Raw genomic sequence first — 14,674 nt, 5'->3', positions numbered from 1 at the left:
GCGGCTCAGCTCAGGATGGTGGCGGCGATGATGATGGCGATGGCCAGCGCCGTGCCGGCGAAGGCGACCCCCAGGCCGATGTTCTGGTCCTCGATGAGCTCGCGTCTGAGGTCGAGGCGGAAGATGCGGTTGACCAGCAGCGCGAACACCATGAGCAGGACCACTCCGAGCACCGCGTAGACAATGGTGCTCAGCAGTGACTGCCAGTTGAGGTCGACCGATGAGTGGTGAGCGATGGTCATGAGCGACATGTCTTCTCCTTCGTGTGTGACCGTCGAGGGGATTGAGTCCGTGGGCTCCAGGTCATTTTCCGACGCCGCCGCCCCCGCCGCCGTAGACCGAGCGGTTCCGGAAGGAGCCGCCGCTTGCGGGAATGAAACCCTCTTCGTCATCGATCAGCTCGGCCAGCACCAGAACGACGAACATCAGGACGATCCAGAACACGGGGGCCCAGTCGCTTCTACTCGCCCCGGAGATCGCCGTGGGGAACCACCGCCAGAACCTTCGCATGAAACCGGGTATCCACCACGGTCGGGTCACGGGCCTACCGAAGACCCTGGACTGCTTCGAGGAGGACAGACCTGTTTCGCTATAGATTTCTCGGGTGTGGAGGCGATGTGCATCGACCACCATGGTGGAGATCGAGCCCTCGGCATCCACCACGCGGAGATCGGCGCACGTTGTCGAGGCGAGAGCCCCGTGCGGATGATTGATGGCCCCGGTCTCGTGGTCGATCTCAGCACGGCGCACATTCGTGACCTCGACGGTGCACGGCCGGCCACGAACTCTCAGCTTCCGGCTCCAACCGGCCTCGAGGGTGAGCGGGTCAATCGCCGGCTGAACAGGAACCGGCTCGTGAAGTACCACCTTGTTGGTGTCTCGACGGATCTCCAGCCAGAGCTCTTGACCCTCGTCGTCGATCAGACGCCACTGCTCCCGCTTGACGAAGCGCCGGCTTCCCTGATCCCGTCGTCTGAGGACAACTCGCCCCATGACGGTGTAGGAGCGGCGCTTCTTCCTCAGGGAACCGCGAAGCGTCTCACCGACTCTCAGATCGCCTCTGACACTCACAGCGTGATCTCCGAGGTGGTCACCTGCTGGGCCCGCAGGCGCTTGCGCACCAGCTCCCCCACCGCCTCGATCTGCACGGGAGTCAGTGTGCGACAGCTGGTGAGCGTCACGTAGCCGGTGCCGGACTCGGGCCAGGTGTGGGCGGCAATATGCGACTCGGACAGAATGATGACGGCGCTCAGTCCCTGGGGCTCGAAGCGGTGGTGAGCGCTGGATACGGCAGTCAGTCCCGCAGTCTGGGCGGCACCAAGGAGAATCGACTCCATGGTGGACAGATCGTTGAGCGCATACGGCTCAGCGCCACTGATCTTGTAGCTGACGGAACACAGGCTCACCGCACTCACGCGAGCACGGTAGCAACGAGGCGGACAGCCGACAAACGGGGTGAGGTCCCCATCCTCGCTCCCCCGCCGTCGACAGCACATGACGGGCCGGCCGTCACCGACGGAGCGGGCCTACTTGCCGACTCCGCCTCCGCCACCCCCGTAGACCGGGCGGTGACGATAGCCCCGCGAGGAGCCCGAGTGCGAGGTGCTGGTGGGATCGGCGTCGCCACTGTAGCGGCCAGGGTTGGAGCAGGCGGAGAACAGTCCGCCGACGAGCACGATACTGACGAAGGCAGCGACGACCGCGCATCCGATGTTCCGGCCGGTTCTTCCGGTGACGGATCGGCGGTTGTACAGGACCCGCCCGAAGAGCTGCTTCTGCTGCGCAGTGGACAGGGAGGTCTTTCGGTATGCCAGGAGGTCACGGAAACGGTGGCTGTCGATGGTCAGTCTGCTGGTCACGCCGGCCGGGTCCGTCAGCCGTACCTCGGCGTAGGTCATGGTCTCGCCGATGTTGAGTGGGCACACCGGGGAACCGATGACGTTCTCGAGCGTTCCGGTGGTCACCTCCTCAACCATGCCGCGGTGCAGGACGCCGTTGATCGTCATCTGCATCGTCTGACCGACGGTCAGGGCCCACGGCTCGATCTTCTCCTGGAGACGAACGGGTTCGTAGAAGAGGACCTCGCCGGGATCGTGGTCGACCTCGACCCAGGTGTCGGAGTTGCTGGCCCCGATGAGCTGCCACTCCTCCCAGTAGTAGAAGCAGTGGTCCTGGGAGTCCCATTCCTTGAAGAGCAGGCAACCTGTGACTGACAGGGCGCCTGTACTGCCCTGGAGCAGGTCGCCGACCTGCAGGTTGCCTCGCGTGCCGTTCACCAGGACCCTCCCGCCTGCTCAGGGCGAGACGGGGCGCCGCTGCCGCCGTCGGTACCTGATCCGCCTGTCATCACGCGGGCACAGTAGCAACGCCGGCATGCCCCGGCAAACGGATCGCACTCCCCATGATCCGGCCCCACTACGTGGATCCGAACGGCCCAGGATCCGGGTGCCGTGTGAGACTGTCCCCATGCGCGTTGCCGAGATCGCCGAGCTGACCGGGACAACCGTGCGCACGGTGCGCTATTACCACTCGCTGGGTCTGCTTCCAGTTCCCGGAGAACGGGGCGGCTGGCGTGACTACGACCTGAGCCACGTCGCCCGGCTCTCCCGGATCCGCTGGCTGGTCCAGGCCGGTGTGTCCCTGGAGACCATCAGGCGCGTTCTCGACGAGTCCGAGGCTACCGGCGTCGAGCAACCCGACGACGCGCCAGCGGCCGGAACGGTTGAAGCACGCGCGGCGGCCGGCTCCGTGGTCGAGGACCTGGCCGGGGCACTGGCCGCCGTGGAGGATCACCTGGCCGAGGTCGCCAGGCAGAGGGACATGCTCGCCGGCCTGCTGGAGCGAGCCAAGGGCGGTTCGACGGTCTCACCGATGTCCCCACGTATGGCAGCCTTCTTCGACCGGCTGGAGCAGGCCGCTGCCGACGAGGCCACCCGCTGCGCGGTGCGCAAGGAGCGGGACCTGACCGACCTGGCCTGCTATCGCGGCCAGATGCCGCCGGAGGCGGAGTTCCTCTTCGTGGACCCGGATCCTGACTACGACGCCGAGTCACTGGCCTTTTACTCCCAGGAGCCGACCGAGCTGTCAGAGGCGCAGATCGAGCAGCGCGCCCAGGTCATGGTCTCCCGGATGGAGGCCCGGCTGCCGCCTGAGCGCCTTGCAGCCCTTGCCAGCAGCGTCGACACCGATGCGGTCCGGGGGCTCTTCAGCCTTATCGGAGCCACGGGGTACCCCGATGCGCGGCTCACCCGGGCCTTGGAACGGGAGTTCCTCACCGCGATCGACCGGTGGCGCTCGAGCGAGTAAGCGGTACTCAAGCATGCCCGGTTGACACACTCCCGACATCGATATCAGATGCCCTCGTCACTCACCGCATGTACCGATCCCAGTAGCCGGCCTCCGATTCAATCTGCTCGACGACGTCGATCCACAGGCCGCTGGGGTCGGCGAACCCGAACCGGCGCTGGCCGAAGGGCTCGTCGGTGAGCGGGTACGTCGCCGCCAGTCCTCTGCCCGTCAGCTCGGCATGAGCCGCTGCTGCGTCGTCGACCTCCAGTTCGAAGCAGGCGCCGGTTCCGGCAAAGGCATCGGGCCCTGGAGGAGCAGAGGGGTGGTCCGGCGTCATGAAGGAAATCGATGATCCGCTGCCCTCATCCGTCATCAAGGTGAACCAGGAACTGTCGAAAACAGGACGGAAGCCAAGGAATCGCTGCCAGAAGTCTCGCGCCTCGTCCTTCCGGTCGGTGACAACGATCGGGTAGTTGTCTCGGATCCGCATAGTCGCCTCCCAGGTGACATCAAAGGATTCGCATACCATTGGTATGCGAAACTAGTTCACATACTTTCGGTATGTCAATTGTCGAGGTGCTTCATGGCAGGAACGAGAGCAGCCCAGCGCAGGGCGACGCAGGCGGCACTTATCACCGTGGCTCGGCAGCGCTTCGCCTCCGAGGGATACAGCGCGGTGCGGCTAAGCGACGTCGTCGACGCGCTCGGAATGACCAAGGGCGCGCTCTACCATCAGTTCGCTGGCAAGAAGGATCTCTTCCTCGCAGTCCTTCGGCAGGTGCAGCAGGAGGTCGCTGACCGGGTTCAGGACGCCGCTCGGCCGTGCGCGGATCCCTGGAAGGAGCTCGTCGCAGGCTGCGAGGCGTTTCTTACCTCCTACAGTGACCCCGAGATCCGGCAGATCATGCTCATTGACGCACCGATAGTGCTGGGTTGGCGCGAATGGAAGGAGATGGACGAAGCATGCTCCGAAAGGCTCCTCACGGAGGTGCTGACCAGCCTCATGGAGGACGGCATTCTCGTCTCCCGGCCGGTGGCACCCTTGGTTCGTCTGCTATCCGGTGCAATGAACGAGGCCGCGTTGTGGCTTGCCGAGACCGAGTCACCAACGGCACTGAAAGACACCATGGACGCATTGCTCTGCATGCTCGGTTCACTGCGAGCCGATGGGACCGCACCGACGGATGGGGCGAGTAGCGTCGCTGGTATGAGTCAACGCCTTCCTTCATCTGCCAACGTGGTTCTCAAAGGCATCCGTGAGGAGCCCAGCGCCGAGGACGGAGCACGGGTCCTGGTGGACCGGCTCTGGCCCCGTGGCGTGTCCAAGGAGCGCGCCGCTCTCGACGAGTGGGCCAAGGACGCCGCCCCCACCACCGAGCTGCGGCGGGCCTTCCACAGCGGGGACCTGCCCTGGCCCCAGTTCGTCGAGGCCTACCGAGCCGAGCTCACCGAGAGGCCCGAGGCGGTCACCGCCGTCGAGCACCTGCGTCACGAGGCCCTTACGGGGCGCGTGACACTCCTGTTCGCGGGCCACGACCACGTCCACTGCCACGCGCGTGTCCTGCGAGAGGCGGTTCTCGGCGTCGAGGAGGACCTGTCCTGACTTCCGTCGTCACTCTATCCCCTTGACGATGCGGCGGCCCGCGCACCGATCTGCGGTGCACGGGCCGCTCAGGAACAGGCCAGCAGTGTCTCTTAGCCTCAGACGTTGAAGCCCAGGGCACGCAGCTGCTCGCGGCCCTCAGGGGTGATCTTGTCCGGCCCCCACGGCGGCAGCCACACCCACTGGATACGGACCTTGTCGGCGATGAGGGACAGGGCCTGCTGGGCCTGCTCCTCAATGACGTCGGTGAGCGGGCAGGCGGCGGTGGTCAGGGTCATGTCGAGCACGACAGTGCCGTCGGGCTCGATCGACACCCCGTAGAGCAGGCCGAGGTCGACGACGTTGATACCGAGCTCGGGGTCGATGACGTCGCGCAGAGCCTCCTCGACGGCGGCGACATCGACGCCCTCGGTGCTGGCGACGGGGGCCGGCGGCTGCTGGGCGGCCATGGGGTTGTCGGCGGCAGCCGGCATCCCACTGGGGTTGTCACTCATGGCTTCTTCCTTCTTCCTCGCGGGTCGGACAGTGGTGTCAGGACAGTTGATCTACTCGGCGCCGTTCGGCTCAACGGCGGGCAGGGCGACGCCGGACTTGGCCAGGGCGTCCTTGAGGGCCATCCACCCCAGCAGGGCGCACTTGACGCGGTTGGGGTACTTCGAGACGCCCTCGAAGGCGGCCCCGTCCTCGAGGTCATCCAAGACGGCGTCGTCGACGCCCTTGCCGCGCGAGTGCATGAGGGTATCGAAGTCCGCCTCGAGGCGGGCCACGGTGGCCAGGTCGGCGCCGTTGACGAGGTCGTGCATGACGGAGATGGAGGCCTGGGAGATGGAGCACCCGTCCCCCTCCCAGCCGATGGCCTCGATCTTGCCGTCCTTGACGCGCACCCCCAGGGTCACGTCGTCACCACAGGTGGGGTTGACCTGGTGGCTGGTGGCGTCCGGGGCATCGAGGGCGCCGGAGCCGTGGCGCTCCCGGGAGTGGTCGAGGATGACTTGCTGGTAGAGCTGGTCGAGTTCGTTCATGCTCACCTCTGGAAGTAGCGCCGGACGTCGGCGATGGCGGACAGGAAGCGGTCCACCTCCTCGGGCGTGGAGCAGGCCCCGAAGGACAGGCGCGAGGAGGCGTGGATGCCGAAGTGCTGGTGGATGGGCTGGGCGCAGTGGTGGCCGGTGCGTACGGCGACGCCGGCGGCGTCGAGGACCTGGCCGACGTCGTGAGGGTGGACTCCCTCGATGGAGAAGGCGACCACGCCCAGGCGGTCGGTCGTGTCGGCCGGGCCGACCAGGCGCAGCCCGGGGACCTGGGCCAGGCCCTCGAGCACCTGCTGGGTCAGGGCCTGCTCGGTGGCGTGGAGCCGGTCCAGGCCGATCTGGGCCAGGTACTCCACGGCGGTGCGCCATCCCGCGGCCTGCGCCAGCGGCTGGCTGCCGGCCTCGAAACGGGGCGGGCCGCTCATGAAGGTCGACGACTCCATGGTGACGATCTCAATCATGGAGCCGCCGGTGAGCACCGGTGGCATCGCAGCCAGGAGCTCCTCGGTGGCCACGAGCGCGCCGATGCCGGTGGGGCCGAGCATCTTGTGGCTGGAGAGCGCCATGGCGTCCACGCCGGCGGTCTTCAGGGCGCCGAAGTCCAGCGGGAGGTGGGCGGCGGACTGGCAGGTGTCCAGGACGACGAGCGCATCAACCTGCTGGGCGCGTGGGAGGATGAGGTCGAGCGGGCTGATCGCGCCGGTGACGTTGGAGGCATGGGTCAGGGCCAGGACGCGGGTGCGCTCGGTGATGACGTCCAGGGTGGCGGCATCGATGCGCCCGTCCTCGGTCAGGTCCAGCCAGCGCAGGGTGGCGCCGGTGCGGGCGCACAGCTCCTGCCAGGGCACGAGGTTGGCGTGGTGCTCGGCGCGGGTGACGACCACCTCGTCGCCCTGCCCGATGATGAGGCGCCGAGCCGGGTCATCGGCCGCGGCGGGTCCGCCACCGCGGGCCGCCGACCGGCCCTGGCTGGCGTGCCCGATGGCCAGGGCGACGAGGTTGATGGCCTCGGTGGCGTTCTTGGTGAAGACGAGCTCGCTGCCGCGCGCCCCGACAAAGGCGGCGACGGCGTCGCGGGCGTCCTCGAAGGTGGCGGTGGCCTCGTCGGCGAGCTGGTAGGTGGAGCGTCCCGCCGCGCCGTTGGACATGCGGTAGAAGTCGGCCTCCGTGGTGATGACGCCGGCGGGCTTCTGGCTCGTGGCCGCCCAGTCCAGGTAGGCCAGCGCCTGACCGTTGCGGGCGGGCCGCTCCAGGTAGGGGAAGTCGGCGCGGATCGCGGCGATCTCCTCCGCGTTGAGTGCGCCGGCCGAAGGCGCCCCGGTGAGTGGGGCCGTGGACTGGGTCATGACGTGCCTTTCCGATTCGGTGCGGGGCGGTTCCGGGCATGGTCGCCGACGGCGGGGCCTGAGGTCACGGGGAACCTTAGTCCCCCTGCCTCAATGCCGGGGCCGGCGAGGGCGCCTTGTTGCGCGGCGCGCCGTCGTCGGCCCCGGCCCGGTGAGGACGGTCAGGCGAGGTAGCGGTCGTAGCCCTCTTCCTCGAGGCGGTCGGCCAGGTCGGGGCCGCCGGCCTCGGCCACGCGCCCGTCGACGAAGACGTGGACGTGGTCGGGCTTGATGTAGCGCAGGATGCGCGTGTAGTGGGTGATGAGGAGGAAGCCGGCGTCGGACTCGTCGTGGAGGCGGTTGACGCCCTCGGAGACGATGCGCAGGGCGTCGACGTCCAGGCCGGAGTCGGTCTCGTCCAGGACGGCGAAGCGGGGACGGAGCAGCTCCATCTGGAGGATCTCGAAGCGCTTCTTCTCACCGCCGGAGAAGCCGGCGTTGACGTCGCGCTGGGAGAAGGCGGGGTCCATCCGCAGGTTCTTCATGGCCTGGTTGACCTCACCGACCCACTGGCGCACCTTGGGGGCCTGGCCGTCGATGGCGGTCTTGGCCGTGCGCAGGAAGTTGGCCACGGTGACGCCGGGGACCTCAACGGGGTACTGCATGGCCAGGAAGAGGCCGGCCCGGGCGCGCTCGTCCACGCTCATCTCCAGCAGGTCGACGCCGTCGAGGAGGACCTCGCCGTCGGTGACCTCGTAGTCGGGGTGACCGGCGATGGAGTAGGCCAGGGTGGACTTGCCCGAGCCGTTGGGGCCCATGATGGCGTGGACCTGGTTGGAGTCGATGGTCAGGTCCACGCCCTTGAGGATGGGCTTGGGGCCGTCGTTGGTGGCGACCTGGACGTGGAGGTTCTTGATCTGCAGAGTGCTCATGCGACGTTTCTTTCAGCTGGGTTGTGGTCTGGTTGCGGGTGGGCGGACCGTGGTGCGGGTCCGGCCTGTCACTCGGCTGCCGGCTCGGCGGCGGTGTCCTGGTCGGTGCGGGCGGTGATGAGTCCGGTGAGCTCGAGCTCCTTCTCGATTGCGGCCATGAGCCGCTCCTCGACCTCATCGACACCGATCTCGGCGACGATCTCGTTGAAGAAGCCCAGGACGACGAGGCGGCGGGCCTCGGTCTCGGGGATGCCGCGGGCACGCAGGTAGAACAGCTGCTGGTCGTCGAAGCGGCCGGTGGCGCTGGCGTGGCCGGCCCCCTCGATGTTGCCGTTCTCGATCTCCAGGTTCGGCACGGAGTCGGCCTTGGCCCCCTCGGTGAGGACCAGGTTGCGGTTGAGCTCGTAGGTGTCCGTGCCGCGGGCGGCCTGACCGATGAGGCAGTCCCCCACCCACACGGCGTGCGCGCCCTCGCCCTGGAGGGCGCCCTTGTAGGTGACGCGCGAGTAGCAGTGGGGCTCGGTGTGGGCCACGTAGGGGCGGTGCTCCTGGTGCTGGCCGGCATCGGTGAAGTAGACGCCGTAGGCGTCGATGTGCCCGCCCTCGCCGGAGAAGCCCAGGTCGGGGCAGATGCGCACGTCTCCGCCGAGGCTGACGACGACGTGCTTGAGGATGCCGCGACCGTAGACCTTGACCCGGTGGTTGGAGGCGTGGACGGCCCCGTCCTCCCAGCCCTGGACGGTCACCAGCGTGAGCTCGGCGCCGTCGGCGACCGTCACCTCGACACCCTGGGTCAGGGCGGCGGTGCCGGTGTGGTCCAGGACGACGGTTCCCTTGGAACCGTCCTCGGCAGCGACGAGGATGTGCTGGGCGGTGGGGCGGGCGAGCTGTGCGTCCTGGCCGATGATGTTCAGTCGGGCGGCCCGCTCCAGCTGGGCGCCGGGCTCCAGCGTGAGCACGGTGGCGGTCTCTGTGCCGTTCCAGGCGGTGACGCCGGTGCGGTCGACCGGGGCGCCCACGGTGCCGATGCGGGCGTCGCTGCGCGCGACGGTCTCCAGGCTCACGCCGTCGGGCAGGTCCGTCTCGATACGGACACCGGCATCGCTCTGGCCGGCGGTGGCCGCGCGGATGGCGTCGAGGTCGAACAGCGGGGCGAAGCGCTTCATCGGCGTGAAGCGCCACTCCTCCTCACGGCCGCGCGGCACCGGGATGTCGGCGGGGTCGAAGGAGGTGGGGCGGTCGGCGCGCGAGGAGACGTAGCGCGGCCCGCCGTGGGAGTGGGCGCCGTCGAGCGTGGCGCTCGAGTGGTCGGTCGAGAGTTCAGGCATGTGGAGGTGCTCCTTGGCCGGCAGCAGGCCGGTGTGATGAGGTGTGGGTCGAAGGCTGAGTGGGCTGACGAGGGAGGATCCGCTGCGGTGGGTCAGCCCACCGAGTTCTCCATCTGCAGCTCGATGAGCCGGTTGAGCTCGAGGGCGTACTCCATGGGCAGCTCCCGGGCGATGGGCTCGACGAAGCCGCGCACGATCGTGGCCATGGCCTCGGTCTCGGTCAGCCCGCGCTGCATGAGGTAGAAGAGCTGGTCGGCGCTCACCTTGGATACGGTGGCCTCGTGGCCCATTTCGACGTCGTCGGTGCGCACGTCGACGTAGGGGTAGGTGTCCGAGCGGGAGATCTCATCGACCAGGAGCGCGTCGCACAGCACGTTGGACTTGGAGTGCCGGGCGTTCTTCATGATCTGCACCAGTCCGCGGTAGGCGCTGCGGCCACCGTGGCGGGCGATCGACTTGGAGACGATGTGGCTGGAGGTGTGGGGCGCCATGTGGACCATCTTGGCGCCGGTGTCCTGGTGCTGGTCCGCGCCGGCGAAGGCGATGGACAGGGCCTCGCCGCGGGCGTGGGGGCCCATGAGGAAGACGGCCGGGTACTTCATGTTGCGCTTGGAGCCGATGTTGCCGTCGATCCACTCCATGGTGGCGCCCTCCTCGCAGGTAGCGCGCTGGGTCACCAGGTTGTAGACGTTATTGGACCAGTTCTGGATGGTCGTGTAGCGCACGCGGGCGTTCTTCTTGACCACGATCTCCACGATCGCCGAGTGCAGGGAGTCGGTGGAGTAGATGGGGGCGGTGCAGCCCTCGACGTAATGAACGTAGGAGTCCTCGTCAGCGATGATGAGCGTGCGCTCGAACTGGCCCATGTTCTCCGTGTTGATGCGGAAGTAGGCCTGGAGCGGGATCTCGACGTGGACGCCCTTGGGGACGTAGATGAAGGAGCCCCCGGACCACACGGCCGTGTTGAGGGCGGCGAACTTGTTGTCGCCGGCGGGCACCACGGTCCCGAAGTACTCCTTGACGAGCTCGGGGTACTCGCGCACAGCGGTGTCGGTGTCCACGAAGATGACGCCCTGCTCCTCCAGGTCACCGCGGATCTGGTGGTAGACGACCTCCGACTCGTACTGGGCGGCCACGCCGGCCACCAGGCGCTCGCGCTCGGCCTCGGGGATGCCGATGCGGTCGTAGGTGTTCTTGATGTCCTCGGGCAGGTCGTCCCAGGAGTTGGCCGGCCGGTCCGTGGAGCGCACGTAGTACTTGACGGCGTCCATGTCGAGCTGGGAGAGGTCCACGCCCCAGGTGGGCATGGGCTTGCGCTCGAAGGTGGAGTAGGCCTTGAGACGCTTGGCCAGCATCCACTCCGGCTCTCCCTTGATGGCGGAGATCTCGCGGACCACCTGCTCATCAAGGCCTCGCTTGGCCTTCTCACCGGCCTCGTCGGAGTCGTGCCAGCCGAAGTCGTAGCTCGTCGAGATCGAGTCGATGATCTCGTCGTCGGTGCTACGCGTGGTCTCGGTTGTCGGCAGTGTCATCGGGTTCCTTCCATTCGCTTGGTCTCAAGGCCTCGCGTCTTAGCCGCCGCCCGAACCGCGCGCTTGCGCAGCGCGGGCATGGCGATCGGAATGTGGGTGGTACAGACGTGCTCGCCTCCGGCCAGGGTGGCCAGACGCTGGACCGGGACGCCCACGAGCCGGGAGATGGCCTGGGTCTCGGCGTCGCACAGCTCGTGGAACTCCCCGGCCACATCGCGCACCGGGCAGTTGCCCTGGCACAGCTGGACGGCGAAGGAGCCGTCCCCGACGTCGCGCACCGAGGCCGCGTAGCCGTCGAGAGTCAGGGCGTCCGCCAGGGCTCGGGCCCTCTCCGAGGGATCCTTGCCGGCCGCCTCGACGACGGTGGCGTAGCGGCGCTCGAGGTCACGGCCCCTGGCCGCGGCGAAGGAGTCGACCGCCTTGTCACCAGCCACCTGGGACAGGTAGTGCAGGGCACGGTTGGCCAGGTCGGAGTAGCCCTCCGCGAAGGAGGTGCGGGCCTTGGGCGTCAGGACGTAGTGCCGGGCCGGGCGACCGCGGCCGCGCTTGCCCGTCTGGGCCGGCGTGTGCACCTCGATCTGCTCAGCGTCCTCAAGGGCGGTGATGTGCCTACGCACGGCGGCCGGCGTCAGCCTCAGGACCTTGGCGAGCTGCGCCGCCGACACCGGTCCCTTCTCAGCGATGAGGTCGAGAACGCGTGCCCGGGTAGAGTCGTCGTCACTCTGAGTCATGACGGTTCTCCTCCCCTAGTCGCTTCCGACGCCTCACGGCCTGCCCCGTTGCGGCCGGTTCGGCCATGCCCTGGACCGGCTCCAGGCACTGACCTGCGAGGCGTCGCTGGTCGTTGTGCCACGAGTTTAACCAAGATCTTGCTTGCCGAATTCAACACTGGCAAGTTCACGACGGAGCGTCGCAGGGTGGGATTGAACACGTCATCTAATCAAAGGTAACCCTTACCTAGGAATACCTAACTAGTCGTTGGTCGGGACGCCCGGCCTCGCGCACCGTAAACTGCACCGTCACCCGACACAGCACGGTGAGCTAGAGACGAGCCCGGTCCTGGACGGCACCTCGATCACTCGCCGTCCAGGCAACCGACGACGCAGCCTCCTAGCGCCCGCCTCTTGGGAGAAGCTCGACAACAGCCCACGGCAGAAGGTCCGGAACCGCACCGACGAACTCACCGTTGACGATGTCCTCGAAGCCCGTGAAGACCCACGCCCCGTCGCGCAGCTGAAGCAGCTGACCGGCATAGAGGTGCTCTGGGCGCACGTACCTGGCGCCGTCGATATCCCAGGGCCCCAGCGCCCCCTCCCCCTCGGCGACCCACACCCCGCCCGGACCAGGTTCAGCCTTCATGTCGTCACCGCAGGAGAAGACGAGGAGATGACGGTCGTCAACGCTCCGGCTCTGGGAAACCTCCAGCTGACCGAAGACCGACGGGCTGGTCAGCGGCGGCCCGATCTGCCAGTGGTCCAGGTCATCGGAGACGGCATGACCGATGACGCCGGCACCAAAGTGCTCAGCCCCCTTCGCCCTGGCGGTGATGAGCATGTGCCAGCGCCCGTCGTGCCTGAAGACAAAGGGATCCCTCCAGTGCTCGGCGCCAGAGACGTCGGTTTCCCTCCTCTCGTACCACCTGGAGTCCGCCTCCAGAGGAACATCGCACGTGCGTTCAAACGTCACTCCGTCAGTGGAGTCAGCCCAGCCGATGCGCTGAACCAGCCCGTCCTCTGCTCGAGAGATACCGGTGTAGAAGACACGCATAGCACCGTCGGGCTTGACGATGGTGGAGCCGGTCCAGATGGCCTTGTCGTCGAACGCCGGCCCGTCGGAATGCACTAGGGCATCGGGCAAAAGTTGCCACGTACGCGCATCGCTGGAAACGGCGTGCCCCATGGAAGCACGGAAGTGCCGCCGCTCCGGGTCGTGTAACGCACGCGACGCCCGTAGGAAGAAGAGGTGATAACGATCGCCGTCGTCACAGATCCAGTGGTCCCACAGCCAGTGGTCATTCAGTGCAAGTGCCATGTGATCTGTCTCCTCAGGGGGCAGACGGTTCTAAGGGAGAGGTCGGAGAACACCGCGCTCCCGTTATCGGAGTAGAGGGCCAAGCCATGATCGCCGGCGGCGGGATAGACCTGGTTGGACAGAACGGTGTGGCCCGCATTGACGAAGACCTCGACACTGTTGCGATCAACGACCACAGTGAGGTGCACATGACGGGCGGCGGGGTCGATAGGCGCCTCGGACTGCGTATACGGAGCGAAGGGCGCCGATATGCTCTCGCTCGGACCTCGGTCGACATAGACGCGGCCATTAAAGACGCCGACGTTGGTGTGCCGAGTTCCGTCTGAGCTGCGCAGGACTTCTATGCCTACGTTAGTTGCATTTGTCCAGGCAATGTCAGTGGTTAGAACGTAGGCCTCAGTCGTGACGTCGAGTACCCGGCGGCCGGTGACATTGACGTCGCCCAAGGACTTCTGCGAGAGGATACTGGTCGCGAGCACAGGTTTGGGAGCGCTCAGCAGGCTGTACCAGCCGCCGGGCTGCCGACAGAGTCGGATTTCACGAACGACAGAGTACTGACCGTTGTACCCATCGGTGTCGAGAGTGGGAACGTGCCTGGCGGCGTACTTCCAGTTGTTCATCCAGGCGACAGCATGCCTCACGTTCTGGGGTGAGTCGGCACTTGGCCAAGTAACAGCCGCGTACCAGTCATACCCATGATCGAGCCACTGCGGTCTGAGGTTGTCTGTCACGAACCGAGTTCCATCCCAGTTCCCTATCCAGTACGCGTAGGTGCCGAACGATCCTGCTCCCCATCCGTCCATTGAGGCGCCGAGGACCCAGTGGCTGGTTCCGTCATCGGCAATGATGCGGAACAGATCAGGGCACTCCATGCCTCCGAGATCGGTAGCCCCAGGTATGAGGTAGTCGAAGTTGGAGGTCCACCGCCAGTGGTGTAGGTCAGTGGAGACGTAGAACGAGAGATACTTACGCCGACCGATGACGCACACCCATTGGCTGCGCACCTCGTCTCGGACAACCTTCGGGTCACGGAACCACCTGGCATTATCGATCTCCTCATCCGTAGATGCATTATCAGCATTCGGGTTCGGAATGACTGGTTCGGAGAGCATCGAAAAGCTGCGCCCGTCATCCGTTGACCAGTGGAGATACTGGGCCTGGCGAGTGAGGTCGCCGTGGGGCACGTGCGTCACGAGAGCGACGACCGCCCCGGCCCCAAGACCGGCAGTGTTGTCGGTGTCGACGACGGCCGAACCGCTCCACGCAGGAGTGTCACCTACGAGCGGGATCGTATCGCCTACGTCGGAGAAAGAGACTTCGTCGGTCGAGGTCGCAAGTCTCCACCCTCCTGGTCCTGCAGTCCGGGCGGCCTGGAGGCGTGGGAGGTGGAGTTGACCACCAAGGTAGTACGGGCGTTGGGGGTCGCAGGACCACCCGGTTGTAGGGGTGAGATGAAGAAGCGCGCGACGGCTGACAGCTGCGCTTGCAAACGTTGATGTTGCCATGCCACAGGCTGTTCCAGCGGCTGTGGCGACGACCACTCCGGCCGCCGTCCTCAATATGGTCCTTCGGCTAAAGCCGGGGTCTCCAGTGGTCACAGGTCT

The 14,674-nt window shown here is 66.7% G+C and carries 16 protein-coding genes and 1 pseudogene; 3 read left to right on the top strand and 14 right to left on the bottom strand.

All coding sequences use genetic code 11. From position 1 onward, the window contains the following. Nucleotides 1-5 precede the first annotated feature (5 nt). From AXE84_RS10155 to AXE84_RS10140, 4 genes are all read right to left on the bottom strand, one after another. Nucleotides 6-251, bottom strand: coding sequence for a DUF350 domain-containing protein (locus AXE84_RS10155; RefSeq protein WP_003780291.1), 246 nt, complete (start codon nt 249-251; stop codon nt 6-8). A gap of 52 nt (nt 252-303) precedes the next feature. Then, nucleotides 304-1,071, bottom strand: coding sequence for a hypothetical protein (locus tag AXE84_RS10150; RefSeq protein ID WP_060957789.1), 768 nt, complete (start codon nt 1,069-1,071; stop codon nt 304-306). Continuing rightward, complete coding sequence (locus AXE84_RS10145; RefSeq protein WP_081093148.1) at nt 1,068-1,406, bottom strand: S-adenosylmethionine decarboxylase family protein; 339 nt, start codon at nt 1,404-1,406, stop codon at nt 1,068-1,070. The genes AXE84_RS10150 and AXE84_RS10145 overlap by 4 nt, the downstream gene beginning before the upstream one ends. 120 nt (nt 1,407-1,526) lie before the next feature. Then, nucleotides 1,527-2,276, bottom strand: a complete 750-nt coding sequence (locus AXE84_RS10140) for a hypothetical protein (RefSeq protein ID WP_060957787.1) — start codon at nt 2,274-2,276, stop codon at nt 1,527-1,529. A gap of 190 nt (nt 2,277-2,466) precedes the next feature. Here AXE84_RS10140 and AXE84_RS10135 point away from each other — a divergent pair, with 190 nt between their 5' ends. Beyond that, nucleotides 2,467-3,306, top strand: coding sequence for a MerR family transcriptional regulator (locus AXE84_RS10135; RefSeq protein ID WP_060957786.1), 840 nt, complete (start codon nt 2,467-2,469; stop codon nt 3,304-3,306). A 61-nt stretch (nt 3,307-3,367) separates the two neighbouring features. Here the strand turns inward: AXE84_RS10135 and AXE84_RS10130 are convergent, their stop codons facing one another. Further along, nucleotides 3,368-3,778: a VOC family protein gene (locus AXE84_RS10130; RefSeq protein WP_060958240.1), complete on the bottom strand. Its 411-nt coding sequence runs from the start codon at nt 3,776-3,778 to the stop codon at nt 3,368-3,370. A 93-nt stretch (nt 3,779-3,871) separates the two neighbouring features. Here AXE84_RS10130 and AXE84_RS13475 point away from each other — a divergent pair. After that, a pseudogene (locus AXE84_RS13475) lies at nt 3,872-4,384 on the top strand (TetR/AcrR family transcriptional regulator); the annotation flags it as partial. Between the two features lie 111 nt (nt 4,385-4,495). After that, a complete protein-coding gene (locus tag AXE84_RS13330) occupies nt 4,496-4,891 on the top strand; it encodes a DUF488 domain-containing protein (protein WP_060958239.1) in 396 nt (131 codons plus the stop codon). Between the two features lie 98 nt (nt 4,892-4,989). On the opposite strand, the gene AXE84_RS10115 is transcribed toward AXE84_RS13330, so the two are convergent. The 9 genes from AXE84_RS10115 to AXE84_RS10075 form a co-directional block, all read right to left on the bottom strand. Further along, nucleotides 4,990-5,385 (bottom strand): metal-sulfur cluster assembly factor, encoded by a 396-nt coding sequence (locus AXE84_RS10115; protein ID WP_004564698.1) that lies wholly within the window; start codon nt 5,383-5,385, stop codon nt 4,990-4,992. A gap of 51 nt (nt 5,386-5,436) precedes the next feature. Beyond that, on the bottom strand, nt 5,437-5,913 hold the full coding sequence (gene sufU / locus AXE84_RS10110; RefSeq protein ID WP_010615419.1) for a Fe-S cluster assembly sulfur transfer protein SufU: 477 nt from the start codon (nt 5,911-5,913) through the stop codon (nt 5,437-5,439). Nucleotides 5,914-5,915: 2 nt separating this feature from the next. Continuing rightward, on the bottom strand, nt 5,916-7,268 hold the full coding sequence (locus tag AXE84_RS10105; RefSeq protein ID WP_060957785.1) for a SufS family cysteine desulfurase: 1,353 nt from the start codon (nt 7,266-7,268) through the stop codon (nt 5,916-5,918). A gap of 161 nt (nt 7,269-7,429) precedes the next feature. Next, nucleotides 7,430-8,179, bottom strand: coding sequence for a Fe-S cluster assembly ATPase SufC (gene sufC / locus AXE84_RS10100; protein ID WP_010615421.1), 750 nt, complete (start codon nt 8,177-8,179; stop codon nt 7,430-7,432). Nucleotides 8,180-8,247: 68 nt separating this feature from the next. Further along, nucleotides 8,248-9,507 (bottom strand): Fe-S cluster assembly protein SufD, encoded by a 1,260-nt coding sequence (gene sufD, locus AXE84_RS10095; RefSeq protein ID WP_060957784.1) that lies wholly within the window; start codon nt 9,505-9,507, stop codon nt 8,248-8,250. 92 nt (nt 9,508-9,599) lie between these two features. Beyond that, complete coding sequence (sufB, locus tag AXE84_RS10090; RefSeq protein ID WP_004564693.1) at nt 9,600-11,039, bottom strand: Fe-S cluster assembly protein SufB; 1,440 nt, start codon at nt 11,037-11,039, stop codon at nt 9,600-9,602. Further along, nucleotides 11,036-11,770: a helix-turn-helix transcriptional regulator gene (locus AXE84_RS10085; protein ID WP_010615423.1), complete on the bottom strand. Its 735-nt coding sequence runs from the start codon at nt 11,768-11,770 to the stop codon at nt 11,036-11,038. Before AXE84_RS10085 ends, sufB begins: the two co-directional genes overlap by 4 nt. Nucleotides 11,771-12,149: 379 nt before the next feature. Then, entirely contained in the window at nt 12,150-13,070 is a 921-nt protein-coding gene (locus tag AXE84_RS10080; RefSeq protein WP_060957783.1) for a glycosyl hydrolase family 32, read from the bottom strand. After that, a complete protein-coding gene (locus AXE84_RS10075) occupies nt 13,055-14,668 on the bottom strand; it encodes a glycoside hydrolase family 32 protein (RefSeq protein WP_060957782.1) in 1,614 nt (537 codons plus the stop codon). Before AXE84_RS10075 ends, AXE84_RS10080 begins: the two co-directional genes overlap by 16 nt. Between the last annotated feature and the right edge of the window lie 6 nt (nt 14,669-14,674).

Source organism: Actinomyces oris (assembly GCF_001553935.1).
Classification (GTDB): domain Bacteria; phylum Actinomycetota; class Actinomycetes; order Actinomycetales; family Actinomycetaceae; genus Actinomyces; species Actinomyces oris_A.
Note: the sequence above shows the minus strand (reverse complement) of the source record. Positions and strands in the feature narration are given on the sequence as shown.

What these genes read in the sequence shown, in the direction of transcription:
- AXE84_RS10085 (WP_010615423.1), bottom strand. Translation starts at nt 11,770, where the DNA reads ATGACTCAGAGTGACGACGACTCTACCCGGGCACGCGTTCTCGACCTC.
- sufU (WP_010615419.1), bottom strand. Translation starts at nt 5,913, where the DNA reads ATGAACGAACTCGACCAGCTCTACCAGCAAGTCATCCTCGACCACTCC.
- AXE84_RS13330 (WP_060958239.1), top strand. Translation starts at nt 4,496, where the DNA reads ATGAGTCAACGCCTTCCTTCATCTGCCAACGTGGTTCTCAAAGGCATC.
- AXE84_RS10105 (WP_060957785.1), bottom strand. Translation starts at nt 7,268, where the DNA reads ATGACCCAGTCCACGGCCCCACTCACCGGGGCGCCTTCGGCCGGCGCA.
- AXE84_RS10135 (WP_060957786.1), top strand. Translation starts at nt 2,467, where the DNA reads ATGCGCGTTGCCGAGATCGCCGAGCTGACCGGGACAACCGTGCGCACG.
- AXE84_RS10115 (WP_004564698.1), bottom strand. Translation starts at nt 5,385, where the DNA reads ATGAGTGACAACCCCAGTGGGATGCCGGCTGCCGCCGACAACCCCATG.
- AXE84_RS10155 (WP_003780291.1), bottom strand. Translation starts at nt 251, where the DNA reads ATGTCGCTCATGACCATCGCTCACCACTCATCGGTCGACCTCAACTGG.
- sufB (WP_004564693.1), bottom strand. Translation starts at nt 11,039, where the DNA reads ATGACACTGCCGACAACCGAGACCACGCGTAGCACCGACGACGAGATC.
- AXE84_RS10080 (WP_060957783.1), bottom strand. Translation starts at nt 13,070, where the DNA reads ATGGCACTTGCACTGAATGACCACTGGCTGTGGGACCACTGGATCTGT.
- sufD (WP_060957784.1), bottom strand. Translation starts at nt 9,507, where the DNA reads ATGCCTGAACTCTCGACCGACCACTCGAGCGCCACGCTCGACGGCGCC.
- sufC (WP_010615421.1), bottom strand. Translation starts at nt 8,179, where the DNA reads ATGAGCACTCTGCAGATCAAGAACCTCCACGTCCAGGTCGCCACCAAC.
- AXE84_RS10130 (WP_060958240.1), bottom strand. Translation starts at nt 3,778, where the DNA reads ATGCGGATCCGAGACAACTACCCGATCGTTGTCACCGACCGGAAGGAC.